Source organism: Agrobacterium sp. M50-1, assembly GCF_049843495.1.
Classification (GTDB): domain Bacteria; phylum Pseudomonadota; class Alphaproteobacteria; order Rhizobiales; family Rhizobiaceae; genus Agrobacterium; species Agrobacterium radiobacter.
Map to the genome: position 1 here is coordinate 1 of NZ_JBBHZH010000012.1, position 23,764 is coordinate 23,764.

Here is a 23,764-nt window from a genome sequence, read left to right on the forward strand (position 1 = left end):
CAGGGTTCGGCGACCGGCAGGGATCGGTACAATCAGGCGGCCTGATAGGTCTGTTTTTTTGAAGGTCAATACCGCTCCCGGATCGCAAGGTCCGGGAGTTTTTATTCGGCCGCTGCCCTTACCTTACTGGATATCTGGTTGATATAGGCCCGCAGCGCCGCCGGTTTGACCGGTTTGTGCTGAACCGAAATTCCATATTTTTCGGCATCGCTGCGCACTTCCGGGCTGCGATCCGCCGTCACAAGCAGCGCAGGGATCGTCTTGCCGTAAAATGTCCTGATGAGGCGGATGGCGCTGATGCCGTCGCCATCGTCCAGATGATAATCGGCGACGATGACGTCGGGCGCTGCGGTCAAGGTAAGGAAGGGTTCCTCCAGCGTCGCCACGGAACCTGCGGGCAACACCTCGCAGCCCCATCCCGTCAGCAGTAGCGTCATGCCCTCGAGGATTTTCGGCTCGTTGTCGATGCAGAGCACCCGGACGCCCTGAAGGCGGTCGCTGGCTGCGGGACTGGTTATCCCGCCAACGGCTTTGGCCGGCACGAGGCGATCCGCCTCGCGCGGCAGATGGATGCGGAAGGTCGTGCCTTTTCCGGGGGTGGAGATCAGCTGCACCGGATGGTGCAGCATGCGCGACAGCCGGTCGACGATGGAAAGGCCGAGCCCGAGGCCGGATGCCGTTCTTGCACCTTCGTCCAGCCGGGCGAATTCCTTGAAGACGGTGCGAAATTTAGATGAGGGGATGCCGATACCGGAATCAGTCACCTGAATGACGACTTCACCGCCCCGTCGGCGCGCACCGACGACCACCTTGCCCTTCAGCGTATATTTAATGGCGTTGGAAACGAGATTCTGTATCAGGCGCCGCAGGAGGTTGGGGTCGGAGCGGACGGTCAGCGAGGTTGGCATGACCACGAGGTCCAGGTTCTTCTCCTGCGCCATCGGTGCGAAATCGGTCTCGATGCGTTTCAGCAACTCATTCAGCGGCACGGATGTCATGCGCGCCTTCATAGAGCCGGTGTCGAGACGGGAAATATCGAGGACCGCACCGAGAATGGTCTCCACCGATTCCAGCGCCGAATCGATATTGTGGACGAGATCGCTTTCGCCAGAAGCGCCAAGCCGTTCGACCAGCGAGGAGGAATAGAGGCGGGCGGCGTTCAGGGGTTGGAGAATGTCATGACCGGCGGCGGCGAAAAAGCGTGTCTTGCCGATATTCGCCTCGTCGGCGGAGGCTCTCGCTTCCGCCAGTTCGCGATTGACGCGGGTAAGCTCCACTGTTCGCTCCGCCACGCGCTGCTCCAGCGTTTCGTTTGCCTGTTTCAGCGCCTGATCGCTCGCAACACGCTGGGTGATATCGGTGAAGGTGGCGACGATGCCCTTGTCCGGCATGGTGTTGGAGCGCACTTCGATGATGCGCTCCCCGCCCGCCAGCACCAGCGAGAAGGGCAGGTCCATGGTCAGGAAGCTGGTAATCAGCTCATTCGTGTCGCCATCAGGCATGTCGCCGCGTTCCTGCAGCATCGAAACGATATCCGTGAGCGGTACGCCGACCTGCCCGAATTGCTCGGGCAAATCCAGAAGGGTGCGGAAGCGCCGGTTCCAGATGGTCAGCTGCTGCGAACTGTCGAAAACCGCAATGCCCTGATCCATCTGGGCGAGCGCGGTCTGCAGCATGTCCTGATTATATTGCAGGGCCTCGCTTGCCTGATCGAGCAGCCATGCCGTGTCCGCGCTGGTATCTTCCGCCTTTTGAAGAATGATCGAAAGCACCAGGCGGGCGGAGGAGGAGCCGATGGCGCTGCCCAGCAGCTGTTCGGAGAAATGGATCAGCGCCATGTCCGCCGGCTGGTCGTCATTGAGCTTCCTGCCCGCCGTCTTTTCATAGGTCGCGAGTGACCGCAGCATGCGCTCCTCGCCGAGATAACGGGCGACCGCGCTTTTGAGGTCACCGACGCTGACGCGGGTTTTCCAGCCGCGGGTGGCGAATTGCGATTTCGAGTGGCGCTTGACGAAGATGCCGGACTGGATGCGCTCCACCGGCCTCGGATTGCGCGAAAGCGAGCCGAGCACGAAGGCGAGGCTGTTGACGAGCAGGCTGAGAATGACCGCATTCACGAATGGGTCGGCTTCCGGCCCATTGAATACCGTGCTGCCGGAAAACAGGAAACCGAGAATATTGGCTGCCACCTCGGAATTATCAGGCCCGCCGAAGCTGGGCAGGAACAGCAGATAGGCCCAGACGAAGAAACCCGAACTCAGCCCCGCGATCGCGCCGCGGGCATTGGCGCGCCGCCAGAACAGCCCGCCGAAAAGGGCAGGGGCCATCTGCGCAATGGCGGCGAACGCCAGAAGGCCGATGGAGGCAAGGCCCGTGGCGCTATCGGCGGCGCGATAATAGCCATAACCCAGCAGCAGCACGGCAAAGATCGCCGTTCGACGGATGTTGAGCAGCGTCTTGGCGAAGTCGTCCCGGTGCGGCGAGCGGTTCAACAGCTTTTGCCGCAGGAAGATCGGCATGACGATATCATTGGAAATCATGATCGACAGCGCCACCGAAGCGACGATCACCATAGCGGTCGCCGCCGAAAAGCCGCCGATGAAGGTGATCAGCGACACGACCGGCATCTGATGATTGAGCGGCAATTGCAGCACGTAGAGATCGGCGTCGCCATTGGCGCCGAGCGTCAGAATGCCGGCAAGCGCGATCGGCAGCACGAAGATGTTGATCGCGATCAGGTAGAGCGGCAGCAGGAACCCCGCCATGCGCAGCTCTTCCGGCGTGCGGTTCTCCACCACGGTGACGTGGAACTGGCGCGGCAGCAGGATGATGGCGAAACCGGAGAGCAGCGTCATTACGATCCAGCGGCTGATGGGCGTGTGATAGGAGATGGCCCGCATGGCCTGCTCATTGTCCGTGGCAAGCCGCCACAGATGCGCGGGCCCGTCGAAAAGGACGAAGAGCACGTAAAAGCCGACGGTGCACATGGCGACGAGCTTGACCAGCGATTCCATCGAAATCGCCAGAATAAGCCCGTCCTGATGTTCGGTGGCATCGGTGTGGCGGGTGCCGAACATGACGGCAAACCCGGCCATGACGATGGTGACGACCAGCGGCAGATCAAGGAAATAAAGATTGCCGCTGCCAATCCCGTAATCGCCGGGATCGACCATCGTCGCCACCGAGCTGGAAACGGCTTTCAGCTGCAGCGCGATATAGGGAATGGCGCCGACGAGCGCGATGATGGCGACGATCATCGCCACGGTGGAATTCTTGCCATATCGGGCGGCGATGAAATCCGCAACGGAAGTCAGTTTTTCCGTTTTCGCCAGTTCAACGATGCGGCGGATGATCGGCATGCCGATCGTGAAGGCAAGGATCGGCCCCGTATAGATGCCGAGAAATTCCAGCCCCCTGTCTGCCGCGAGCCCCACACCGCCGAAATAGGTCCAGGAGGTGCAATAGATTGCCAGGCTGAGCGCATAGACGAACGGACGCCCCTTTTTCGGGGCGTTTCTTCCACGGCTTTTCCGGTCCCCGTAGCTCGCGACAGCAAACAGCAGCAGGACATAAGCGAAGGCCGAACCGAATATGATCCACCCAGGAAGCACGCATCCTCCCATGCAAGAGTTCCCTCATATCAGCATAGGCGAATTCCGGGCCGTTGAGAATGAGCGCGGTCTGATCATAAAGTTCAAGGCGCGCGTGCAAAAAAGCTAATAAATGCAATCCCGCGGATTCCAAATGATGCCCGGACCCTATATGGTTGAGCGCGTAGGGACAGTCACATAGCTTCAGCTCGCGAAGCAGGAGAGAGGGACAATCTGAATGCTTAACGAATTTAAAACCTTCATTGCCCGCGGCAATGTCATGGATCTGGCCGTGGGTGTTATTATCGGTGCAGCTTTCAGCAAGATCGTCGACTCCGTCGTCAACGATCTCATCATGCCGATCGTCGGCGCAATCTTCGGCGGGTTCGATTTTTCGAACTACTTCCTGCCGCTGAGTTCCGGCGTCACCGCCACTTCGCTCGCCGCCGCCCGCGATCAGGGCGCCGTCTTCGCTTATGGCAGCTTTCTGACGGTTCTCATCAACTTCCTTATCCTGGCCTGGATCATTTTCCTGATGGTCAAGGGCGTCAACAAGCTGCGCGATTCGGTTGAGCGCAAGAAGGTTGAGGAAAAAGCGGAAGCAGCTCCGCTGCCGGAAGATGTCAAGCTCCTCACCGAAATCCGCGATCTGCTGAAGACGCGTTGATTGCCGGCATTGTCCCCGGCCTGATTTGCCGGCCCGCGCGGCCGGCGGTCTCCTGCCGGGGATGATCCATAAAGAAAATCCATGATCGCCTCACGGAATATCATGCACATGGCTGGTTCGATGCGATAAGAAGGCACCAAACGGAGTGTCTTTAATGTCCATTTTGAACAGTCTGAGTGCGCGCTCTCTGGCGGCTCCCGAGAGCGGCATTGTCGAAGTCGTGAATTATGCCCGGGGGCGGGACAATCTCCTGCCGCTCTGGGTCGGCGAAGGTGATCTGCCGAGCCCGGACTTCATCAATCAGGCCGCCATCGATGGGCTGAACAACGGCGAGACCTTCTATACCTGGCAGCGTGGCATTCCCGAATTGCGCCAGGCGCTGAGCCGTTATTACGAACGCCATTTCGCGGCGTCGCTGCCGCCGGAGCATTTTTACGCTACCGGTTCCGGCATGCAGGCGATCGTGCTCGCCGTGCAGGCGCTGACCTCGCCTGGTGACGAAATGGTCTATCTGTCGCCGACATGGCCGAATATCGTCGCCGCCATCGGCGTGGCAGGCGCGAAGGCGGTTCCGGTCGGTATCGATTTCCGCGACGGCCGCTGGGATCTCGATATCAACAGGCTGGAAAGCGCGATCACCGGCAAGACGAAGGCGCTTTTCATCAATACGCCCTCCAACCCGACCGGATGGACGGCGACGCTCGATAATCTTCGTGATGTTCTGGCGCTCGCCCGCAAACACGATCTGTGGATCGTCGCCGACGAGATTTATGCGCTTTATCATTATTCCGGCAGCCGTGCGCCATCCTTCCTCGACGTCATGGAGCCGGATGACAAGATCGTTTTCGCCAATTCCTTTTCGAAGAACTGGTCAATGACCGGCTGGCGTGTCGGCTGGCTTGTCGCCCCGCCGGCCATCGGTCAGGTCATCGAAAACCTCATTCAATATTCCACCTCGGGCGTGGCGCAGTTCATGCAGCGCGGCGCAGTCGCCGCCCTTGATCACGGTGATGGTTTCGTCCGCGAGAATTACGAGCGCGCTCTGACATCCCGTGACATTCTCTGCGATGCGCTCATCGCGACGAACCGTGTGGAAACCCTGAAACCCGACGGCGCTCTCTATGCCTTTCTCAAGATAGACGGCGTGACGGACAGCCGGGCCACGGCGCTCGATATCGTCGACAAAACAGGGGTCGGCCTTGCGCCCGGCACGGCCTTCGGCCCGGGAGGGGAGCTGTTTCTCCGTGCCTGTTTCCTTCGCAACCCAAGGCAGATAGAAGATGCGGCCGAGCGGCTGGCATCCTATATCCTCGGCAGGTAAGCGTCGCCTTTGCGTATAATGGTTTCCCCTGCCGCGCCGGGATCGCGCTGCGGTAGGGAAATCGGCAACAAAATCACAGCGAAGACCTAAAACTGCAACCCCACGGCGCAACCATCGACGTGGCGGATTTTCTGTGATATGCGCTCCTTGTTCCATTTATGAGAACATTTTCATCTAATAAATAAAAAGCACCTCATTGCGCTAACCAATCGTAAGCCACCTTTTTAATGGGGCGGGGGTTCGGCCGCGTATTCGCTGTGCAAGTAATCAATGATGAAGAATTATTGGCTTTGATGGGCTCAAGAAAAGCAAACAGGGAAGTAGTGTCATGGCTGTTCTGGTCACGGGTGGGGCCGGCTATATAGGAAGCCACATGGTGTGGGCTTTGCTCGATGCCGGGGAAGAGGTCGTTGTTGTCGACCGGCTTTCGACGGGGTCGCGCTGGGCGGTCGCGCCGGCGGCGCGTTTTTATCTCGGCGATGCGGCGGATCGCGCCTTGCTCGACCAGATTTTCGAAGAAAACCAGATCGAGACCATCTTCCATTTCGCGGGCTCCGTCAGCGTTCCTGAATCGATCAGCCAGCCGCTCGAATATTACGAAAACAACACGGGCACGACCCGCGCCCTCGTTGCGGCGGCAGTCGGCCACGGTATTCGCAATTTCATCTTCTCGTCGACAGCCGCCGTCTATGGAAACCAGCCCTTTGATGACCCGGTTCCCGAAACCGCGATCCTCAGCCCTGAAAACCCCTACGGCCTGTCGAAGCTCGCCTCCGAAATCATGCTGCGCGATGTCGTGCAGGCGCATGACTTCAATTACGTGGCGTTGCGGTATTTCAACGTCGCCGGAGCCGACCCGCAGGGGCGCGCCGGGCCATCTCCCACGGGTGTGGCAAACCTCATCAAGGTCGCCTGTGAAGCTGCTACCGGTCGCCGCGACCGGGTGGAAGTCTACGGAACGGATTACCCGACCGCGGATGGCACCGGCGTTCGCGATTATATTCATGTCAGCGACCTGATCGACGCGCATATGCTGGCCATGGCGCATCTGCGCGCCGGCGGCGGCACACGCACGCTCAATTGCGGTTATGGCGTTGGTTATTCGGTTCTTGATGTCCTGCAGGCCGTGCAGCAGGAATCGGGGTGCGATTTCCCGATCATCCATTGTCCGCGTCGCCCGGGCGATATTGCGGCCATGGTGGCGGATTCGGCGCGCATCCAGTCGGAGCTGGGCTGGCGTCCTCGCTTCAACGATCTGGTGACCATCGTTCGCACTGCGCTCCAGTGGGAGGCCAAACGCCAGGCCCAGCAAAGCGACAGGATTCCGCCGGTGCGGCGCAAGCTGGCGGCAATAGGCTGAGCGGACTTTGCTTTACCGAAAACGGTCTTTCCTGACGGAAGGATAAAGGATCGGCCGATCCAGCGGGGCGGCTGGTCGAAGCCAGCGATCCCGGTCAAAGAAGCTGCGTGTCAGTTTCAACCCCGGCGATTGTTCGCTTGCGAGCAAAATCACGTTCAGGCGATGCGGCGCCGTCGGCTCCGGCTTTATGGAAACCGAAATACCGAAATGTTGTGCCTGATAGGGTTGCATCCGCCGTGCCGACTCAAGCATGTTCGCCAGATCAGCCCAGCGGGTTTGTTCGACGATCATGGTGAGTGTTTCATCGAGTTTTGTCAGAATGGCAGCACCATCCGGCGTCTTCGGCGCAACGGCCTTCATCCTGATGGAGCGCACTTCGCCGGACGCCTCGCCCCTGATCTCGAGAAAGAGCGACGCCCGCTCCGTCGGGCCTGCCGCGTTCCCGGCCGTAAGATCGGCCATGCACTCGAAATTGCGGATGTTGATCTGGCTTGCGTGCCAGCCCTGTAGGTTGGAAAAACCTGCGGCAGTAATGCGGTCGCAAAGCTCCTTGCCGGAAAGAACGAAATCGCGGGCGAAAGATGCCCTGTCGCCCGCTTGCTCGAATTTCAGCAGATGGGGCGGCAGAGAGACTTTTGGGGCAACCGGTTTCCGCCGTTTGACAGGCTTCATCTTCGGCGTTGGTTCCACGGAGCCTGTGGCGGATGCCAGATTGAGATAAATCAGCAGGCTTTTGAGGTGTTTCCCGTCATTGGCCAGCAGCACCGTCGCCCCGATGGCAAGGCAAACGGCCAGCACCGCAAACAGCAGCGCGCCGGAGCTCACTCTTTTCTGCAAGCCTGCGTCCATCGCAAGACCTTAAGGGGCTGGCGGAAAGGCGTCAGCCGGTTCTGATATGGCTTTTCGGGCTGTCGGCAGCCCGGTGAATATATGGTGGGAGCGGAGGCTCTGAAAATCTTATGCAATTCACCGCCGAAGTTTCCGGCGGTGCAGGTCTTATTCGCCGTTGTTCTTGGCCGTGTCCTGTCCACCGGCGCTGCTTTCATCGTCTGCGACCGGAATGGCGTAGGAGCCGTTCAGCCAGCGGGCGAGATCAAGCGAGCGGCAGCGATCCGAACAGAAAGGATAGTCTTCCCGTGTCGAGGGCCGGCCACATTCAGGGCAGGGCTGGGATTTGCGAAGCGGCGTGACATTTCCAGCGCCTTCAGGAGATTTTGCCATGGGCCTATCCTTCGAGCCAGCCCGAAGTCACCTCAAATCCTTCTCCGGAAAGAAGCGACATGGTCTCATAAAGCGGCAGGCCGACGACATTGGTATAAGAACCGGTCAGCTTCTGCACGAATGCGCCGGCGATGCCCTGGATGCCATAGGCTCCCGCCTTGCCGCGCCATTGCCCGGAGGCAATGTAAGCCTCGATTTCGCGCGTGGAGAGGCGCTTGAAACGCACCTTTGTCTCCGCCACCTTCTGACGGATTTTGCCGCCGGGGGTGACGAGGCAGATGCCGGTATAGACCCAATGGCTGCGTCCCGAAAGAAGATGCAGCGCCGCCGAGGCCTCTTCCGTATATTCGGCCTTGCCGACGATGCGGCGACCAACGGCGACCACGGTATCGGACCCAAGAACATAGGCGTCTTTCCACGCCTGTTCGTTCTTCAGCGCCGCCTGCGCGGCTTCCGCCTTCTGCAATGACAGACGACGGCAGAGCGTGCGCGGATGCTCAAGCTTGGCCGGGGTCTCGTCGATATCCATCGGCATCAGACGTGCCGGTTCGATACCGATCTGATGCAGCAATTCCAGACGCCGCGGCGAGCCGGATGCCAGAACGAGCTTTTGTTTTGAATTGGTCATTGCGCTGCCCGGGCGTCCGTTGCGGAACGTGGATTACTTGAAGCGATAGGTGATGCGGCCCTTGGTGAGGTCGTAAGGCGTCATTTCAACCAGCACCTTGTCGCCGGCGAGAACGCGGATACGGTTCTTGCGCATGCGGCCCGCCGTGTGGGCGATGATTTCGTGGTCGTTCTCAAGCTTCACGCGGAATGTTGCGTTCGGCAGCAATTCGGTTACGATGCCCGGGAATTCAAGGACTTCTTCTTTTGTCATGTAAGGGTTTTCTTCCTGTTGATAGTGCCGGACATATCGAGTCCGGGAAAATTGCGCGGAAACTACACAATCCCGGCACATTTGTGAACCTCTAAAGCATCGGCTTGAAAATCGCGATTGATTTTAACAGGCCGAGGCATTTTTCAGTCTTTTGAAAGCGTATCCGCCACCGGCTGCTGCCGCCTCGGCAGTCGTTCCGAGATCAGCTTTGCCAGATGGTCCCGCACTTCGCGATAGGCTTCGAGGATTTGCTCGCGCGTGCCCGTGATCACCGTCGGGTCCATGGTCGGCCAATAGACCACGTCGAGCGAATTCGAGCGCGTCAGTTCCAGTGCGGCGTGATGGGCTTCGGGTGTCAATGTAATGATCAGATCGAAAAAATCATCCTCGATCTCGTCCAGAGTGCGCGGCTTGTGCTTGCCGAGCGAAAATCCCTGCTCTTCCAGTACGGCATCCACGAAAGGATCGCGCTCGCCGGCCCGCACGCCTGCCGACTGTATATAGATGCCGGGCGCCACCAGCCGTTTGGCGATGACCTCCGCCATGGGGGAGCGAATGGAGTTCATGCCGCACATGAAGAGGACCGATTTGGGCGCTCGTCCCTCGTTTGGTGCTGCGGCAGGATCGCTCATCTCTAACCCCGCCAATAAAGCACGCAGACAAGGGTGAAGAGGCGGCGCGCCGTGTCGAAATCCACCTTTATCTTGCCGGAAAGCCGATCCATCAACGTCTGCGAGCCGTCATTGTGAATGCCGCGCCGGCCCATGTCGATCGCCTCGATCTGGCTCGGCGTGGAGGAGCGGATAGCCTCGTAATAGCTTTCGCAGATCAGGAAATAGTCCTTGATGATGCGGCGGAATGGCGTCAGCGACAGGATATGGATCGCGACATCCTTCTCGTCTTCCGTTCTGATCGAGAAAACCAGCTTGGCGTCGACCAGCGAAATATGCAGCCGGTATGGCCCGCCGGCATGGCCAAGCGGCTCAAAGGTGTTTTCTTCGATCAGATCGAAGATGGCGACGGCGCGTTCATGCTCCACGTCGGGCGTGGACCGGCCGATGCTGTCGTCCAGTACCACGTCGCAGAGCCGGAAATCGCCTGAAGCCATCTCTTAACTTTCCGGATTGAGGCGAATGGAGACCGAACGCGCATGTGCGTCCAGCCCCTCGGAGCGGGCAAGGGTAATCGCTGCCGGCGCAAGCTGGCGCAGCTGCTCGGGGCCAAGCCGCAGGATCGAGGTGCGCTTGACGAAATCCAGCACCGAAAGGCCGGAGGAGAAGCGCGCCGAGCGGGCCGTCGGAAGAACATGGTTGGAGCCGCCGACATAATCGCCGATCACCTCCGGCGTATGGCGTCCGACGAAGATCGCACCCGCATTGCGGATGTGGGCCATCAGCGCATCCGGATCATCGACGGCAAGTTCCAGATGCTCGGCGGCGATGCGGTTGGCCAGCGGAATGGCGTCGGTGAGTTTTTCGACCAGAATGACCGCGCCGAAATCCGCCCAGCTTGCCGCCGCCGTCTCGGAGCGCGACAGACGCTTCAGCTGCCGCTCGACAGCGGCCTCAACCGCCTTGCCGAGTTCGGCATTGTCGGTGATCAGGATGGATTGCGCGCCGCGATCGTGCTCCGCCTGGGCGAGAAGGTCGGCGGCCAGCCAGTCCGGATCATTGTCCTTGTCGGCAATGACAAGCACTTCGGAAGGGCCGGCAATCATGTCGATGCCGACAGTGCCGAAGACCTGGCGCTTTGCGGCGGCCACATAGGCATTGCCGGGGCCGACGATCTTGGCGACCGGCGCGATGGTTTCCGTACCATAGGCAAGCGCTGCCACGGCCTGCGCGCCGCCGATACGATAGATCTCCTCGACGCCGGCAATACGCGCCGCAGCCAGCACCGCCGGGTTGACCGCGCCGCCATTGGCCGGCACGACCATGACGATACGTTCCACACCGGCAACCTTGGCCGGTACGGCGTTCATCAGCACCGAGCTTGGGTAGCTGGCCGTGCCGCCGGGCACATAAAGGCCCACGGCTTCGATGGCGGTCCAGCGCGAGCCGAGGCCGACGCCGATATCGTCCTCGTAGATATCGTCCTTCGGCATCTGCCGCGCATGGTGTTTTTCGATACGCCGGGCAGCAAGTTCAAGCGCCTCGATCACGCTTCTGTCGACGGCGACAAAGGCCGCATCGATCTCATCCGCTGTCACCCGCATCGGGACTTTCGAGAAATCGATGCCGTCGAATTTCTGGGAATAGTGGGCAAGGGCCGCATCGCCGCGATGGCGGACATCGTTGATGATGTCGCGAACGGTCGCGTTGACGTCTTCGGAAACTTCTCTCTTGGTTGTCAGGAAGGCAGCGAATTTCTGTTCGAAATCAGCCGATGCCCGCTCCAGCCAGATTGCCACGCCATTACCCTTTCATTGTCCCCGCGGGAAATCCCGCGAGGTGCACGAACTTGCCGCAGAAGAATTGCGGCTCTGGTATGTGGCATAAATCGAAACGGCAAGGAAAGGCAACCGTTGCGAAGGCTCGCGACGTTTATTCGCTGTCGGGATGATGTGGTTTGGTAGCGGTTTCCCAGGCGCCGCTCACATCGGTCAGCTGCGCCTCGATGCATTCGACATCAAGCGCGATGGCGCCGCCGCCGGACAGCGTCAGCTCCACCGCGCCGTCAGGCCCTTCGCCATTCTGCACGAAGCGGATGGCGAGGAGCGACAGCACCTGTTCCTTGTCGGCGCGGTTGATGCCGTGCGAGCGGACGGCGGAGACCCGCTTCAGGAAAACGATGCTGCGGCAGCGTTCCGGCGGCAGGCTCTTTTTCTCAGCGCTTTCCCAGACGAAACGATTGGCGGAAAGCGTGAACTGGCCATGCTTCGGTTCGAAGGCGACGTCCTTCAGTTTGAAGACGCTGTCCTGCATATGCGTCGAAATGACGGAGAGATCTTCAGTATCCAGCGCCAGCAATTTCAGGCCGCTCATCGTTTTCTTCCTTCTTCTGCGGTGCGGACCGCTATTTCCATGACTTACAATGGAAATAGGCAGTCCGGGCCCACTCTGCAACGGGTAGAAAACGGATGAGCGGCGATGAAAGGATCAATCGCTGACGCGTTCGACCAGCGCACCGCAGCGGGTGAGCTTTTCTTCGAGGCGTTCGAAGCCGCGATCGAGGTGATAGACGCGCGAAACCATGGTCTCACCTTCCGCCACGAGGCCGGCAATGACCAGCGAGACGGAAGCGCGAAGGTCAGTCGCCATCACTGGTGCACCCTTCAGGCGGGAGACGCCTTCGATGCGGGCCATCTGGCCGGAGAGCGAAATCTTCGCGCCGAGGCGGGCCAGTTCCTGCACATGCATGAAGCGGTTTTCGAAAATGGTTTCGGTAATATGCGAGACGCCCTGCGACCGGGTCATCAGCGCCATGAACTGCGCCTGCAGGTCGGTGGGGAAGCCGGGGAAGGGCTCGGTGACGATATCGACCGGCTGGATGCCATTGCCGTTGCGCACGACGCGCAGGCCTGTCTCCGTCTCGCTGATGGTAGCGCCTGCGAGCCGTAGCGTATCGAGCGCGTTGTCGAGCAGCGATGCGCGTGTGCCTTCCAGCACCACGTCCCCGCCGGCCATGGCGACCGCCATGGCATAGGTGCCGGTTTCGATGCGATCAGGCAGAACCCGGTGGCGCGCGCCGGAAAGCGAAGTGACGCCTTCAATGGTGATGGTGGAGGTGCCAGCGCCTTCGATCTTCGCGCCCATGGCGGTCAGGCACTGGGCCAGATCGACCACTTCCGGCTCGCGCGCGGCGTTGTGGATAACGGTGGTGCCGCGGGCAAGGCTTGCCGCCATCAGCATCACATGTGTCGCGCCGACGGAAACTTTCGGGAAGGTGTAAACGGCGCCGATCAGGCCGCCCTTGGGAGCGGTGGCGTTGATGTAACCGCCATCGATCTCCATCGTCGCGCCGAGTGCTTCAAGGCCCTCGATGAACAGGTCGACCGGGCGCGTGCCGATGGCGCAGCCGCCGGGCAGCGAAACGCGGGCGCGGCCCTCGCGCGCCAGAAGCGGGCCGATGACCCAGAAGCTCGCGCGCATCTTGGAAACCAGCTCGTAAGGCGCTGTTGTGTCTACAATGGTGCGGCAGGTGAAATGCACGGTGCGGGAATAGGCTTCGCCCTGGCTTTCGCGGCGGCCGTTCACGGAAATATCGACGCCGTGATTGCCGAGAATGCGGATGAGCTGCTCCACGTCAGCCAGATGCGGCACGTTTTCGAGCGTCAGCGTGTCGCTGGTCAGAAGCGATGCGATCATCAACGGCAAGGCGGCGTTTTTAGCGCCGGAGATGGGAATGATGCCGTTTAGCTTGTTGCCACCCGTAATTCTGATGCGATCCATGCGTCCCTACGGGCCTGTGCCCGCCTTTCTTATAGTGCCTTGCGGAAAGGCGCGTCCTTAGACGAATTTCCGCGGCGTTTCAATTTTATGCTGATGAATTCTCTATGAGGATGATTCGTCCGTTTTTGCGGCAGGCAGGCCAATAGTATCGTCCTCTTCGCCGGCACGGCGCGCACGAACCTGCTGTTTGCGCTTCAAAAGATTTTCACGAAGCTTCTTGGCCGCTCGCGCCTTGCGCTCCGCTTCGCGCTGCCGCGCCTTTTCGCCGGGCCCTGCCTGCGGCTTACCCTCGGCCACCGGGGCGGATGCTTCTGCAGAAGCGCCGGCGGAAACCGCTGCCTTTGCCTGTTTGTCATGATGTTCGTTCATAGATTCAGCAATATCTGAAAAATGCATTTTTCAACAGGGGGCACGCTTTTTTGCCCCGCTTGATGAAGAATATCGTTTTGCGACTTGCGCTCGTCAAAAACCTATGGCAATAGGCCGCCACGCTTGATGCTGAAGCAAACGCTTCGGCGCCGGATGCTGCTATAGCTCAGGGGTAGAGCACTCCCTTGGTAAGGGAGAGGCCGAGAGTTCAAATCTCTCTAGCAGCACCATTTTCCCCGCGATTTCAAATGTTTACGCAACGGTTTGCACCGCTCACATGCGGCGGTTGATGCATGCCCGCGCCGCGCAGCCGGCCGCAAATGGAAAACCGCGCCCCTTGCGAAGCGCGGTTTCCATATCCGAATATTCTGTTGCTGCCAGAGCGGGACGAAACCGCCCGTAGCCATCGGGCGCCGCTTACTGACGGAATAGCGACAGGATATTTTCGGAACTGGTATTGGCGATGGAGAGCGACTGGATGCCCAGCTGCTGCTGTGTCTGCAGCGCCTTGAGGCGGGTCGATTCTTCGTTCATGTCGGCATCCACCAGGCGGCCGATGCCGCTGTCGATGGAGTCGGTGAGCTTCGACACGAAGTCTTCCTGAAGGCCGATGCGCATCTTGATCGAGCCGAGAGCGGCGGAAGCGCTGCTCAGGGATTGAAATGCGGTTTCGACATCGGTGAGAAGATTACCGATGGTGTAGGCCGGCGGCGTTGCAGAAGCGAACAGCTTGAGATCGATGTCCCATACGGAAATGCCGGAGGCTGTTCCGGGTTGTCCGATGATGCCCCTCGTGGTGTCGAGCGTCGCGGGTGAGCCGGTCAGGCCGAAAAGCACATTGGCGGTTGTCGTGCCGGCAGTGGTATCGACAAGCGTATAGTCCGTTTTCGTCACGCTGACAGTGCCGCCGCCGTCGCGAACAAAGCCGGAAACGACAGTCTTGGCGCCGGTGCCCAGCAGCCAATTCTCGCCGCTGAAGGATGCGCCCTGCGCGATCGATTCAAGCTGCTTTTTCAGCTGGTCGATCTCTTCCTGGATCTTGGTCTTGTCCACACCTTCTTCGGTGGCGGCAACGATCTTCGATTTGATTTCCTTGACGACTTCGACCGAGCTTTCCATTGCGGAATAGGCGACATCAATCTTTGCCGCGCCGAGGCCCAGTGCATCCTGAACCGCGGAAAGGGCCATGTTGTCGGAGCGCATCGTCGTCGCGATCGACCAGTAAGCAGCATTGTCGGATGCAGTCTTGACCCGCAGACCCGAAGATACTCTTGATTGTGTTTCTTCGAGCTGGCCGCTGATTGCGCGCAAGGTCTGAAGCGCCGACATGGCGGCTGTGTTCGTCAGAATACTTGTCATAATTGCCCCTCTGAGCTGGCTAAATGGGAAGGGACATTCCGGGATCGCCGGAAACGACTGAGCGGCGTGATGCCTGTTAACCTCTTTTTCGTCTTGGTTAACGAGTCGTTTCGATGCGCTGATTTAGCCGTGATTTGGTTAACGAACTCTTAATCAAAAAATCTCTTAATTTCGCAGGTGAATAAACAAACAAAAACCGCGCCTTTCGGCGCGGTTGATTTTTTAGGCTGAGGCTTCTGATTAACGGAAGAGCGACAGGATGCTTTCGGAGTTGCTGTTGGCGATCGAGAGAGCCTGAACACCGAGCTGCTGCTGGGTCTGCAGGGCCTTGAGGCGGGTGGACTCTTCGTTCATGTCAGCGTCCACGAGGCGGCCGATGCCCTTGTCGATGGAGTCGGACAGCTTGGAAGCGAAATCTTCCTGCAGGCCGATACGCATGGAGAGCGAACCGAGCTTAGCTGCAGCGCTCGTCATTGCCTTCAGGGAGTTTTCAACCAGCGTCAGGGCTTCGGCCATGTTCGTGGCGCGGTCAGCGGCTGCATACTGGGTGATATCAAGCGTGTAGACGGACTGGGCAGCGACAGTCGTGAACGTGCCAGTCGTGCCGAGAATGCCGCTCGTGTCCGGAACGCCTGCGGAGTCGACCGAGCCGAACAGAGTGTTGCCGGTTGCGGTGTTGTCGAGAGCGTATTTCGTGGTCGTGACGTTAACGGCGCCGCCGGTGGAGCGAACGAAGCCGGCAACGACCGACTTGTCCGGGTCCGTGCCGGGGGTCGTCGCACCGAGCGTCGAAACGCCGACGAGCCAGTTTTCACCGTAGAAGGAAGCGCCCTGTGCGATCGATGCGAGCTGCTTCTGGAGCTGGCCGATTTCTTCCTGAACCTTGGTGCGGTCGACGCCTTCTTCAGTTGCCGTGACCAGCTTTGCCTTGATTTCCTTGACGACTTCGATTGCCGATTCCATGCCGGCAGAAGCGGTGTCTACCTTGGCGGCGCCGAGGCCGAGAGCGTCGGAAACGGAGGAGAGGGCCATGTTGTCGGAGCGCATCGTGGTTGCGATCGACCAGTAAGCAGCGTTGTCAGCAGCTTCGCCAACGCGAAGGCCGGAGGAAACGCGTGCCTGAGTGGATTCCATGTTCTGGCCGATAGAGCGCAGGGTCTGGAGCGCAGACATTGCTGCGACATTCGTGATAATGCTCGTCATAGTAGTGTGCCCCTTGAATGGCTGATTAAAGAAGGGACATTCCGGTTTCACCGGGAACGGCGCACAGCATCATGCCTGCTAACTGGCTGATTTTTAACGTTAGCTCGCCGTTTCGATGAGCATTAGGTAACGCGGGTTTGGTTAATGAATTGATAAGCGGAGAAAGAAATTCAGCGTCGTCAAAATTAAAAAATGCAACTCTCGCGCGCACGCGCGCGTATCGCCAAAAGTTTAAAAAAAAGATAAGGCCGCACCGTTTCCGGATGCGGCCTCATTGATGCATTCAGTCCGATTCAGCCTTTCGGACCTTTATGCCTTCTATCCCAATCTGCGCTCGGTCAGCCCCCGATTGCCTGTGGGAAGAAATTTGTCCCCCAGCCCCGAAGGGCTATGAGAAGCTCAGCTCTTAACGGAAGAGCGACAGGATGTTCTGCGAGTCGCTGTTGGCGATCGACAGAGCCTGGATTGCCAGCTGCTGCTGCGTCTGGAGAGCCTTCAGCTTGGTGGACTCTTCGTTCATGTCGGCGTCAACGAGACGGCCAACGCCCTTTTCGATGGTGTCGGACAGCTTGTCGGCGAAGTCGGTCTGCAGGTCGATGCGTGCAGACAGCGAACCGAGCTTGGCGCCGGCGCTGGTCATCTTCGTCAGAGCGGTTTCAACGGAGTAGAGGGCGTTGTCGAGATCGTCGGTGGTGACGTTCATGTCGAGAACGGAGATCTGGGTGTAGGTCTTGGCGCCGACAGTCGTCGTCGCACCGGTGGCGTTCAGGATACCGGAATTTGCGTCGATCGTGCCGGGCGTAGCTTCCGTGTAAAGCATGGAGGTGGCGTCGAGAGCGTAGTCCGTCGTCTTGACGCTGACGTTGCCGCTGGCGTCACGAACGAAGCCGGAAACAACCGTCTTGGTGGCGTTGGCGCTGGAAACGAGCCAGTTTTCACCGTTGAAAGACGCGCTCGTGCCGATCGACTTCAGCTGGTCGAGCAGCTGCGTGACTTCTTCCTGAACCTTGGCCTTGTCAACGCCCTGTTCCTTGGCGGCAACGACCTTTGCCTTGATGTCGGTGACAACCTTGATGGCGGCGTCCATACCGGCAGACGCGGTGTCAACCTTGGCGGCGCCCATGCCCAGCGCGTCGGAGACGGCGCCGAGAGCCTTGTTGTCGGAACGCATGGTGGTCGCGATCGACCAGTAGGCAGCGTTGTCGGAAGCCGAGCCAACCTTCAGGCCGGAAGAAATGCGGTCCTGCGTGGTGGACAGATCGGAAGCGATGGAGCGCAGGGTCGACAGAGCGGCCATTGCGTTGTTGTTGGTCAGAATGCTTGCCATAATAAATGTGTCCCTTGTTTTTACGAGATACTGGAGTGGGGACATACCGGGTTTGTGTATTACCGGTCGCAACGTTTCGGCTTCATGCCACTCGGTCCAGAAATTCTTAGTTTCGGAAACCAAACCCGCTGCGTGTAGTCAGAACTTCGCAGGGAAAAATTGCGCAATTATTAATTTGAGCGTTAAGAAATATTGGAGGATACTTATGGTTACTTTTTTATTTATTTGAATAGTAACTTTTATATTTATAAATATAGTTAGCCAATGGCTAGTAAAAATGGTAAACAAAGCATCAATAAGCAAAAACCCCGCGGCCTTGGGCGCGCGGGGTTAAAAAACAGGGTTAACGGGTGTCAATCCGGCACGAAGGCCCGTCAGTTGAACGATCTGACGAGACTGCCGACGAGCAGGTTCCAGCCGTCGATCAGCACGAAGAACAGGATCTTGAACGGCAGGGAAATGGAGGTGGGCGGCAGCATCATCATGCCCATGGCCATGGTGATGGTAGCGACGATGAGATCGATGACCAGAAACGGCAGGATAATGAGGAAACCGATCTCGAAACCGCGCCGGATTTCCGACAGCATGAAGGCCGGAACGAGCACTCGATAGTCGACGACGTTGTTGGTCATGACTTCCTGTCCGCGCTCGCGGGCAATGTCGACGAACAGTTTCAGATCCTTGTCACGCGTATTGGCGTTCATGAAGGTGCGGAAGGGTTCGGCGATGCGCTCTACGGCCTGCTGCTCGTTGATCTGGTTCTGCAGCAGCGGCTGCACGCCGTCGGTCCAGGCTTTGTCGAAGGTGGGCGACATGACATAGAAGGTCATGAACATCGCCATCGACAGCAGGATCATGTTGGAAGGGGTCGAGGCAAGCCCCATGCCGGACCGCAGGATCGAGAAGGCGATCACGAAGCGCGGAAAGCTCGTGACCATGATCAGAATGCCCGGTGCGACGGAGAGAACCGTCAGAAGACCGAAGGTGCGGATGATCCATGCCGCAACAGAGCCGTCTATCTGCGTGTTGAACAGATCGGACGGAAATTGCTGGGCATTGGCAAGGCCCGGCAAAGCAAGGAGGACGGCGATGGTTACAAGAAATCGAATCATTCGATGACAAAGGTCCGGAACATGACCTTGGATACGCGCCCTTGAGAGCGCAGGTCAACTCGTTCCTGAATGTCATCCTTAAGATATTGAAAGCCGCGCGGCCCTTCCAGCTGCTGAAGGGAAACGGTGCGGACATAGGCCATGATGTCCTGGTGGATATCTTCCGCCAGACCCACCTCGACCGGTCCCTTGAACATCAGCGCCACTTCCAGCCGCACCCAGTTCGTCGAGGGATAGGCGAGGTTGGTGGTGATGGGATCAAGCTGGACGATGCCGTTCGCCTCAGCCGAGATTTTCTCGATACCCTCTTCCTTTTTCTCACCGTGCCCGCCGGCAGCAGCCGGTGCATGCGCCTCCGCGCCGGCGATCTTCGGCGCGATCATGCCACCCACGAGCCAGCCGCCCCCCGCACCGAGCAGGGTGAGGATCGCAACGCCTGCGATGGTCATGACCAGAGGGGAGGATTTTTTCTTGCCCTCTGCCTGTTCGTTTTCCATGGGTCAGTCCGTTCCCGTGTTCCGGCGTCAGAGCGGCGAGAACAGGTCGACGACCTGCTGCCCGACCGGGGGCTGCTGCACTTCCGTCAGACGTCCGCGACCGCCATAGGAGATGCGTGCTTCGGCGATGCGCTCGTAGGAGATGATGTTCTGGGCATCGACATCCTGCGGCCGGACGATACCGCCGACGTTGAGGATGCGGATTTCGTGGTTCACGCGCACTTCCTGCGAGCCGCTGATGATGAGGTTGCCGTTTTCCAGAATGCCGGTCACCACGGCGGCCACCAGCAGCGTCAGCTTTTCGGAACGCTTGGTCTTGCCCTTCGCCTGGGTGTCGGTGTCGGAGCCGTATTTGATGCTCGAGTCCGCTTCCGGGGTCCAGCCGAAGATTTCGGCCTTGGCCTTCCAGTTCAGGCCGCTGGCATTGGTGCGGTTGCGCTCGGTCTCGTTGTCGAAATCGGCCTTGTCGTTGATCTGGATGTTGACTGTCAGGATGTCGCCGATGTTGAGCGCGCGCAGATCCTTGAACAGCGCGCCCTGACTGTCGCTCCACAGCGAATAGCCGCTGGCCATGTGCTTCGGCTGCTTGGGATACATACCCATCTGCGGCGTCTGGCTGAATTGCAGGCCGCTGCCGATCGGGCTCATCGCAGGTGCGTTGCCTATTTCCTTCAGGGTCTGGTTGTTCTGGCAGCCGGCAAGCAGAGCGAGCGGCAGGAGGAGGGCCGGAAGACGACGCGTGCTCATGAAGGATCCTTCGAAGTGTTTTTATCGGTTGCCTGCGACATGATGCCGGCGACAGTGGCGGCTTTCTGCGCATCCATCTCACTGAGAATGAGACCCGATTGGCGCGGCGGCAGCTGCATGATGATGGCGGCCGCAATCTCCACATGCATCTTCTCAAGCTGCGGTGCGGCGGCATCGGCCTTCATCGTCTTGTAGATGTCGACGAGATTGCTTTTCGCCTGATTGAGGAAATGCTCGCGGCGCGCCAGCCAGTCCTCATATTCCGCCTTGCGGTCTTCCAGCACGGCAATGCGCTCATTGACGTCGGACTGCAGCTTTTCCAGCTCCTGCTTCTGCATGAGATAACGCTGGTCGCGGGCCGCATCGGCGATGTTGGTGCAGAATTTCTGGATTTCATCCTGCGTGCTGAGTTCCGAGACCACGTTCTGCTGGCTTTCGGCGCCAGCGGCGGGAAGCAGGAAAAGCAGCGAGGCGACAGCCGCGAAGCGGACAAGGCCATTCGGGAAAGCGTTTTTCTTCTGATTGTCCATCATTGCAGCACAAGCTCCGCTTGAAGGGCGCCGGCGGATTTGATGCCTTGCAGAATGGCGATGATACCATCCGCCTTGAGCCCGATGCTGTTGAGACCGGCAACCAGTGTGCGAAGGTCGGGACCTTCGACGATGGCGACCTTGCTGCCTTCCTGCATTGCCATGATATCCGTCTGCGGCTGCACCGCCGTTTGACCGCGCGAGAAGGGTGCGGGCTGAATGACCTGCGGCGATTCCGTCACCTGCACGGTCAGCGTTCCGTAGCTGACCGCGACACGGGAAATGCGTACATCGGCGCCGATGACGATCGTGCCGGTGCGTTCGTTGATCACGACCTTGGCCGGGGTATCCGTCTCCACCGTCAGGTTTTCGATTTCCGCCATCAGCCGGGTGAGATCAGCCACGCGGGGCTTCTGCACCGCGATTTCCTGCGAATCGCGCGGCTCGGCGATCGGGTCGCCGTAACGGGCGCGGGCAAAGGCGTTGACGACATCGGCGACACGCACGGCGGTCGAAAAATCGGGATTGCGCAGCTGAAGGACGAGATTGACTGAATCCTTGAACTTGGACGGCAGCTCCCGTTCGATGATCGCGCCGTTCGGCACGCGGGCGGAGGTGGTCACGCCTTGGGTCAGCGTCGCCGCATCGCCCTGAGCCGAAAAGCCGTTGACGATCAGTGCGCCCTGCGCGACCGCGTAGATCTGTCCGTCCGCGCCGGAAAGCGAAGTCATGATGAGGGTGCCGCCACGAAGTGAGGTGGCATCGCCCAGCGAGCTGACCGTCACGTCGACACGGCTGCCGGGGCTGGCGAAGGGCGGCAGGTTGGCCGTCACCATGACAGCCGCGATATTCTTGGCGTTCGACTGACCGCCCTGCGTGGTGATGCCGAGGTTCTGCAGCATCGCCCGCATGGATTGTTCGGTAAACGGCGAGGAGCGCAGGCTGTCGCCCGTGCCTTGTAAGCCAACCACGAGACCATATCCAATCAGCTGGTTGTCACGCCCCGCCTGCAGCGATGCGATATCCTTGATACGGGATGTATCCGCATGGGCTGCGGGGAGGGAGAGGAAAGGCTGTGCCGAAAACAGGATGGCCGCGGCCAGGATACGAAGCACTCTCATTTCGCCATCACCTGAATGGTTCCGTCCTTCATGACCGTGCCGCTGACCATCACGCCGGAATCGATGTTGCGTACCCGCACGACTTCGCCGAGCGAGCCGTCGGTCATCGGCGTTCCCGAGGCCATCAGCGTCATGTTGCCGATTGTGAAGACGAGTTTGACGCTGGTGCCGCGCGTGACGAGCGACGGTTCGCGCAAGGCGGCAACGGGGATCGTGCGGCCGGGAAGTAGGGTCTGCTTGGAGATCATGCCTTCCACTTCGCTGATATCGCTCGCATAACCCGAGGAAATATTGGGATTGGTCACTTCCACCGGCTTCACCTGCTCAGGCGTGATCGTCTCGCCCGGATAGATGGTGCGCGTCGGGACCAGCGCCATCGGCGCTTGGGCAAGCGCGGGGACAAGAGCCCCCAGTGAAAAGGCAGACGCCAGGCACATACGGACGAGCGCCGTTCTGCAGCTGCTATTGTTCCGGACAAACCTCATGTTCGCCTGCCTTTCCGTTCTTACTTCAGGTTCTTGCTGACAATCGAAGCCATTTCGTCAGCGGTGGTGATGACCTTGGAATTCATCTCGTAGGCGCGCTGCGCCGTGATCAGGTCGGTGATTTCCTTGACGGCATCGACGTTCGAGCCTTCGAGGTAGGATTGCTTGATGTAGCCGTAGCTCGGATCGTCAGGCACGCCGATGACAGCGTCGCCGGATGCCGGCGTCTGGGCAAAGAGGTTGTCGCCGAGCGGCTTCAGGCCGGCTTCGTTGGCGAAGTTGGCGATGGTCAGCTGGCCAAGCTCGGTAAAGTCGGCGGCGTTGCCGATGCGGGCCGTCACCTGACCCGTGCGGGTAACGGTGATGTCCTGCGCGTCGGTCGGGATATTGATGTTGGGAATGACGTTATAGCCATCGACCGTCACCAGATTGCCATCGGCGTTCTTGTTGAAGGCGCCGGCGCGGCTGTAGAGCGTCGAACCGTCGGCCGCCTCGATCTGAAACCAGCCCTGACCGATGATCGCGACGTCGAGCTTGTTGCCGGTCTCGATCAGGTTGCCCTGGGTGTGGATGTTACGCACCGCCGAGGTCTGTACACCGAGGCCGATATTGGCGCCTTCGGGTACGATCGCCTGATTGGCGCGGTTCGGCACGCCCTGCATGCGCTCGGTCTGGTAGAGAAGATCGGTGAACTCCGCACGCGCGCGCTTGTAACCGGTGGTGTTGATGTTGGCGATGTTGTTGGCAATGACTTCCAGATTGGTCTGCTGGGCGTCCATACCGGTGGCAGCGATGGCAAGAGCTCTCATGTCAATATTCCTGTGGGCTAGATCTGCATCTTGGTAATGTCGAGATAGGCCGACACGATCTTGTCTCGGAGCGCGATGGCGGTTTGCAGTGACTGTTCGGCCGAAAGCATGGCATCGACCACTTCACGCGTATTCGCCTTGCCCTGAATGCCTTCGAAGGAAGCGACTTCCGCCTTCTTCAGATTGTTCATCGCATCAATCGATACGTTGCCGAGAACGCTGGCGAAGCTTGCGCCTGTCTGCTGCGCGGGTGTCGTCTGCTGCTGGTCGCCGAAAAGGCTTTCCGTCAGCGAGGAGACGCCGCTTGCGCCGCGGGTAAGCGAGAGGGAACTGACTTGCTTGATACCGTCGATCATTGCGATGCCTTCAGAAGGTCGATTGTGGAGGCGACGAGGTCGCGTGTCTGGCGGATGACCTGAAGATTGGCGTCGTAGCTGCGGTTGGCTTCGCGCATGTCAGCCATTTCGATCAGGATATTGACGTTCGGCATCTTCACCATGCCGTTGCTATCGGCGGCCGGATTGCCGGGATCGTATTCGTTGACGAAATCACCACGGTCGACGCCGAGCTTTTTCACCGTCACACGCTCCACACCGCTGACACGGTCGAGCTCGGAGCCGAAGGTGACGGTCTTGCGGCGATAGGGGTCGGCGCCGGGGGTGTCGCCGGTGGATCTGGCGTTGGCAATGTTTTCCGAAACAATGCGCAGGCGCGTGGACTGCACTTCGAGACCGCTGCCGGCGATCTTGCTCGCCGCACTCAAGGGATCCATGGA

The 23,764-nt window shown here is 59.4% G+C and carries 25 protein-coding genes, 1 tRNA gene and 1 pseudogene; 4 read left to right on the forward strand and 23 right to left on the reverse strand.

Annotated elements, in window-relative coordinates:
* Positions 1–101 precede the first annotated feature (101 nt).
* Complete coding sequence (locus tag WDZ78_RS21790; RefSeq protein ID WP_425674229.1) at positions 102–3,611, reverse strand: PAS domain-containing hybrid sensor histidine kinase/response regulator; 3,510 nt, start codon at positions 3,609–3,611, stop codon at positions 102–104.
* Between the two features lie 217 nt (positions 3,612–3,828).
* Here WDZ78_RS21790 and mscL point away from each other — a divergent pair, with 217 nt between their 5' ends.
* The 3 genes from mscL to galE all read left to right on the forward strand — a co-directional run bounded on the left by mscL (position 3,829) and on the right by galE (position 6,938).
* The gene (mscL, locus tag WDZ78_RS21795; RefSeq protein ID WP_425674231.1) at positions 3,829–4,257 is read left to right on the forward strand and encodes a large conductance mechanosensitive channel protein MscL; all 429 of its coding nucleotides are present in this window, start codon (positions 3,829–3,831) and stop codon (positions 4,255–4,257) included.
* A 154-nt stretch (positions 4,258–4,411) separates the two neighbouring features.
* Positions 4,412–5,578: a pyridoxal phosphate-dependent aminotransferase gene (locus WDZ78_RS21800; protein WP_060722889.1), complete on the forward strand. Its 1,167-nt coding sequence runs from the start codon at positions 4,412–4,414 to the stop codon at positions 5,576–5,578.
* A 328-nt stretch (positions 5,579–5,906) separates the two neighbouring features.
* On the forward strand, positions 5,907–6,938 hold the full coding sequence (galE, locus tag WDZ78_RS21805) for a UDP-glucose 4-epimerase GalE (RefSeq protein WP_425674233.1): 1,032 nt from the start codon (positions 5,907–5,909) through the stop codon (positions 6,936–6,938).
* A 12-nt stretch (positions 6,939–6,950) separates the two neighbouring features.
* Here the strand turns inward: galE and WDZ78_RS21810 are convergent, their stop codons facing one another.
* From WDZ78_RS21810 to WDZ78_RS21855, 10 genes are all read right to left on the reverse strand, one after another.
* Positions 6,951–7,787, reverse strand: a complete 837-nt coding sequence (locus WDZ78_RS21810) for a DUF6030 family protein (protein WP_425674234.1) — start codon at positions 7,785–7,787, stop codon at positions 6,951–6,953.
* Between the two features lie 147 nt (positions 7,788–7,934).
* Complete coding sequence (yacG, locus tag WDZ78_RS21815) at positions 7,935–8,159, reverse strand: DNA gyrase inhibitor YacG (protein ID WP_020010409.1); 225 nt, start codon at positions 8,157–8,159, stop codon at positions 7,935–7,937.
* 4 nt (positions 8,160–8,163) lie between these two features.
* On the reverse strand, positions 8,164–8,787 hold the full coding sequence (locus tag WDZ78_RS21820) for a Maf-like protein (protein WP_020010410.1): 624 nt from the start codon (positions 8,785–8,787) through the stop codon (positions 8,164–8,166).
* 33 nt (positions 8,788–8,820) lie between these two features.
* Positions 8,821–9,039: a translation initiation factor IF-1 gene (infA, locus tag WDZ78_RS21825; RefSeq protein ID WP_003503453.1), complete on the reverse strand. Its 219-nt coding sequence runs from the start codon at positions 9,037–9,039 to the stop codon at positions 8,821–8,823.
* Between the two features lie 143 nt (positions 9,040–9,182).
* Positions 9,183–9,671 carry a low molecular weight phosphatase family protein gene (locus tag WDZ78_RS21830; protein ID WP_425674235.1) on the reverse strand — a complete coding sequence of 163 codons (489 nt, stop codon included), beginning with the start codon at positions 9,669–9,671 and terminating at the stop codon, positions 9,183–9,185.
* A 2-nt stretch (positions 9,672–9,673) separates the two neighbouring features.
* A complete protein-coding gene (locus WDZ78_RS21835) occupies positions 9,674–10,147 on the reverse strand; it encodes a UPF0262 family protein (RefSeq protein WP_003503448.1) in 474 nt (157 codons plus the stop codon).
* Positions 10,148–10,150: 3 nt separating this feature from the next.
* On the reverse strand, positions 10,151–11,449 hold the full coding sequence (gene hisD / locus WDZ78_RS21840) for a histidinol dehydrogenase (RefSeq protein WP_425674236.1): 1,299 nt from the start codon (positions 11,447–11,449) through the stop codon (positions 10,151–10,153).
* Between the two features lie 133 nt (positions 11,450–11,582).
* Positions 11,583–12,023: a DUF2948 family protein gene (locus WDZ78_RS21845; protein ID WP_020010413.1), complete on the reverse strand. Its 441-nt coding sequence runs from the start codon at positions 12,021–12,023 to the stop codon at positions 11,583–11,585.
* A 114-nt stretch (positions 12,024–12,137) separates the two neighbouring features.
* Positions 12,138–13,430, reverse strand: a complete 1,293-nt coding sequence (murA, locus tag WDZ78_RS21850) for a UDP-N-acetylglucosamine 1-carboxyvinyltransferase (protein WP_425674237.1) — start codon at positions 13,428–13,430, stop codon at positions 12,138–12,140.
* A gap of 102 nt (positions 13,431–13,532) precedes the next feature.
* Entirely contained in the window at positions 13,533–13,799 is a 267-nt protein-coding gene (locus tag WDZ78_RS21855; protein WP_020010415.1) for a hypothetical protein, read from the reverse strand.
* Between the two features lie 155 nt (positions 13,800–13,954).
* On the opposite strand from WDZ78_RS21855, the gene WDZ78_RS21860 reads away from it, so the two are divergent.
* Positions 13,955–14,029, forward strand: a tRNA-Thr gene (locus WDZ78_RS21860).
* Between the two features lie 187 nt (positions 14,030–14,216).
* On the opposite strand, the gene WDZ78_RS21865 is transcribed toward WDZ78_RS21860, so the two are convergent.
* From WDZ78_RS21865 to flgC, 12 genes and pseudogenes are all read right to left on the reverse strand, one after another.
* Positions 14,217–15,158 (reverse strand): flagellin, encoded by a 942-nt coding sequence (locus tag WDZ78_RS21865; RefSeq protein ID WP_020010416.1) that lies wholly within the window; start codon positions 15,156–15,158, stop codon positions 14,217–14,219.
* A gap of 240 nt (positions 15,159–15,398) precedes the next feature.
* Entirely contained in the window at positions 15,399–16,361 is a 963-nt protein-coding gene (locus WDZ78_RS21870; RefSeq protein ID WP_020010417.1) for a flagellin, read from the reverse strand.
* Between the two features lie 406 nt (positions 16,362–16,767).
* Entirely contained in the window at positions 16,768–17,688 is a 921-nt protein-coding gene (locus WDZ78_RS21875) for a flagellin (protein WP_020010418.1), read from the reverse strand.
* Between the two features lie 374 nt (positions 17,689–18,062).
* Positions 18,063–18,800, reverse strand: coding sequence for a flagellar type III secretion system pore protein FliP (gene fliP, locus WDZ78_RS21880; RefSeq protein WP_003493833.1), 738 nt, complete (start codon positions 18,798–18,800; stop codon positions 18,063–18,065).
* Positions 18,797–19,297, reverse strand: a complete 501-nt coding sequence (locus WDZ78_RS21885; protein WP_035259607.1) for a flagellar basal body-associated FliL family protein — start codon at positions 19,295–19,297, stop codon at positions 18,797–18,799. Before WDZ78_RS21885 ends, fliP begins: the two co-directional genes overlap by 4 nt.
* 27 nt (positions 19,298–19,324) lie before the next feature.
* Entirely contained in the window at positions 19,325–20,044 is a 720-nt protein-coding gene (gene flgH / locus WDZ78_RS21890; RefSeq protein WP_003503434.1) for a flagellar basal body L-ring protein FlgH, read from the reverse strand.
* Complete coding sequence (locus WDZ78_RS21895) at positions 20,041–20,577, reverse strand: MotE family protein (RefSeq protein WP_003503433.1); 537 nt, start codon at positions 20,575–20,577, stop codon at positions 20,041–20,043. Before WDZ78_RS21895 ends, flgH begins: the two co-directional genes overlap by 4 nt.
* A pseudogene (locus WDZ78_RS21900) lies at positions 20,574–21,626 on the reverse strand (flagellar basal body P-ring protein FlgI); the annotation flags it as partial. The gene WDZ78_RS21895 and the pseudogene WDZ78_RS21900, both read right to left, overlap by 4 nt.
* A 65-nt stretch (positions 21,627–21,691) precedes the next feature.
* Positions 21,692–22,180 (reverse strand): flagellar basal body P-ring formation chaperone FlgA, encoded by a 489-nt coding sequence (gene flgA, locus WDZ78_RS21905; protein WP_081629524.1) that lies wholly within the window; start codon positions 22,178–22,180, stop codon positions 21,692–21,694.
* Between the two features lie 20 nt (positions 22,181–22,200).
* Positions 22,201–22,989: a flagellar basal-body rod protein FlgG gene (gene flgG / locus WDZ78_RS21910; protein ID WP_003503427.1), complete on the reverse strand. Its 789-nt coding sequence runs from the start codon at positions 22,987–22,989 to the stop codon at positions 22,201–22,203.
* Positions 22,990–23,006: 17 nt separating this feature from the next.
* A complete protein-coding gene (locus WDZ78_RS21915) occupies positions 23,007–23,345 on the reverse strand; it encodes a flagellar hook-basal body complex protein FliE (RefSeq protein ID WP_003503424.1) in 339 nt (112 codons plus the stop codon).
* Entirely contained in the window at positions 23,342–23,761 is a 420-nt protein-coding gene (gene flgC, locus WDZ78_RS21920; RefSeq protein ID WP_003503422.1) for a flagellar basal body rod protein FlgC, read from the reverse strand. Before flgC ends, WDZ78_RS21915 begins: the two co-directional genes overlap by 4 nt.
* Between the last annotated feature and the right edge of the window lie 3 nt (positions 23,762–23,764).

Bases quoted from the DNA above. Each gene is read 5' to 3' on its own strand.
- mscL (WP_425674231.1), top strand. From the start codon at position 3,829: ATGCTTAACGAATTTAAAACCTTCATTGCCCGCGGCAATGTCATGGAT.
- WDZ78_RS21800 (WP_060722889.1), top strand. From the start codon at position 4,412: ATGTCCATTTTGAACAGTCTGAGTGCGCGCTCTCTGGCGGCTCCCGAG.
- galE (WP_425674233.1), top strand. From the start codon at position 5,907: ATGGCTGTTCTGGTCACGGGTGGGGCCGGCTATATAGGAAGCCACATG.
- WDZ78_RS21810 (WP_425674234.1), bottom strand. From the start codon at position 7,787: ATGGACGCAGGCTTGCAGAAAAGAGTGAGCTCCGGCGCGCTGCTGTTT.
- yacG (WP_020010409.1), bottom strand. From the start codon at position 8,159: ATGGCAAAATCTCCTGAAGGCGCTGGAAATGTCACGCCGCTTCGCAAA.
- WDZ78_RS21820 (WP_020010410.1), bottom strand. From the start codon at position 8,787: ATGACCAATTCAAAACAAAAGCTCGTTCTGGCATCCGGCTCGCCGCGG.
- infA (WP_003503453.1), bottom strand. From the start codon at position 9,039: ATGACAAAAGAAGAAGTCCTTGAATTCCCGGGCATCGTAACCGAATTG.
- WDZ78_RS21830 (WP_425674235.1), bottom strand. From the start codon at position 9,671: ATGAGCGATCCTGCCGCAGCACCAAACGAGGGACGAGCGCCCAAATCG.
- WDZ78_RS21835 (WP_003503448.1), bottom strand. From the start codon at position 10,147: ATGGCTTCAGGCGATTTCCGGCTCTGCGACGTGGTACTGGACGACAGC.
- WDZ78_RS21845 (WP_020010413.1), bottom strand. From the start codon at position 12,023: ATGAGCGGCCTGAAATTGCTGGCGCTGGATACTGAAGATCTCTCCGTC.
- murA (WP_425674237.1), bottom strand. From the start codon at position 13,430: ATGGATCGCATCAGAATTACGGGTGGCAACAAGCTAAACGGCATCATT.
- WDZ78_RS21855 (WP_020010415.1), bottom strand. From the start codon at position 13,799: ATGAACGAACATCATGACAAACAGGCAAAGGCAGCGGTTTCCGCCGGC.
- WDZ78_RS21865 (WP_020010416.1), bottom strand. From the start codon at position 15,158: ATGACAAGTATTCTGACGAACACAGCCGCCATGTCGGCGCTTCAGACC.
- WDZ78_RS21870 (WP_020010417.1), bottom strand. From the start codon at position 16,361: ATGACGAGCATTATCACGAATGTCGCAGCAATGTCTGCGCTCCAGACC.
- WDZ78_RS21875 (WP_020010418.1), bottom strand. From the start codon at position 17,688: ATGGCAAGCATTCTGACCAACAACAACGCAATGGCCGCTCTGTCGACC.
- fliP (WP_003493833.1), bottom strand. From the start codon at position 18,800: ATGATTCGATTTCTTGTAACCATCGCCGTCCTCCTTGCTTTGCCGGGC.
- WDZ78_RS21885 (WP_035259607.1), bottom strand. From the start codon at position 19,297: ATGGAAAACGAACAGGCAGAGGGCAAGAAAAAATCCTCCCCTCTGGTC.
- flgH (WP_003503434.1), bottom strand. From the start codon at position 20,044: ATGAGCACGCGTCGTCTTCCGGCCCTCCTCCTGCCGCTCGCTCTGCTT.
- WDZ78_RS21895 (WP_003503433.1), bottom strand. From the start codon at position 20,577: ATGATGGACAATCAGAAGAAAAACGCTTTCCCGAATGGCCTTGTCCGC.
- flgA (WP_081629524.1), bottom strand. From the start codon at position 22,180: ATGAGGTTTGTCCGGAACAATAGCAGCTGCAGAACGGCGCTCGTCCGT.
- flgG (WP_003503427.1), bottom strand. From the start codon at position 22,989: ATGAGAGCTCTTGCCATCGCTGCCACCGGTATGGACGCCCAGCAGACC.
- WDZ78_RS21915 (WP_003503424.1), bottom strand. From the start codon at position 23,345: ATGATCGACGGTATCAAGCAAGTCAGTTCCCTCTCGCTTACCCGCGGC.
- flgC (WP_003503422.1), bottom strand. From the start codon at position 23,761: ATGGATCCCTTGAGTGCGGCGAGCAAGATCGCCGGCAGCGGTCTCGAA.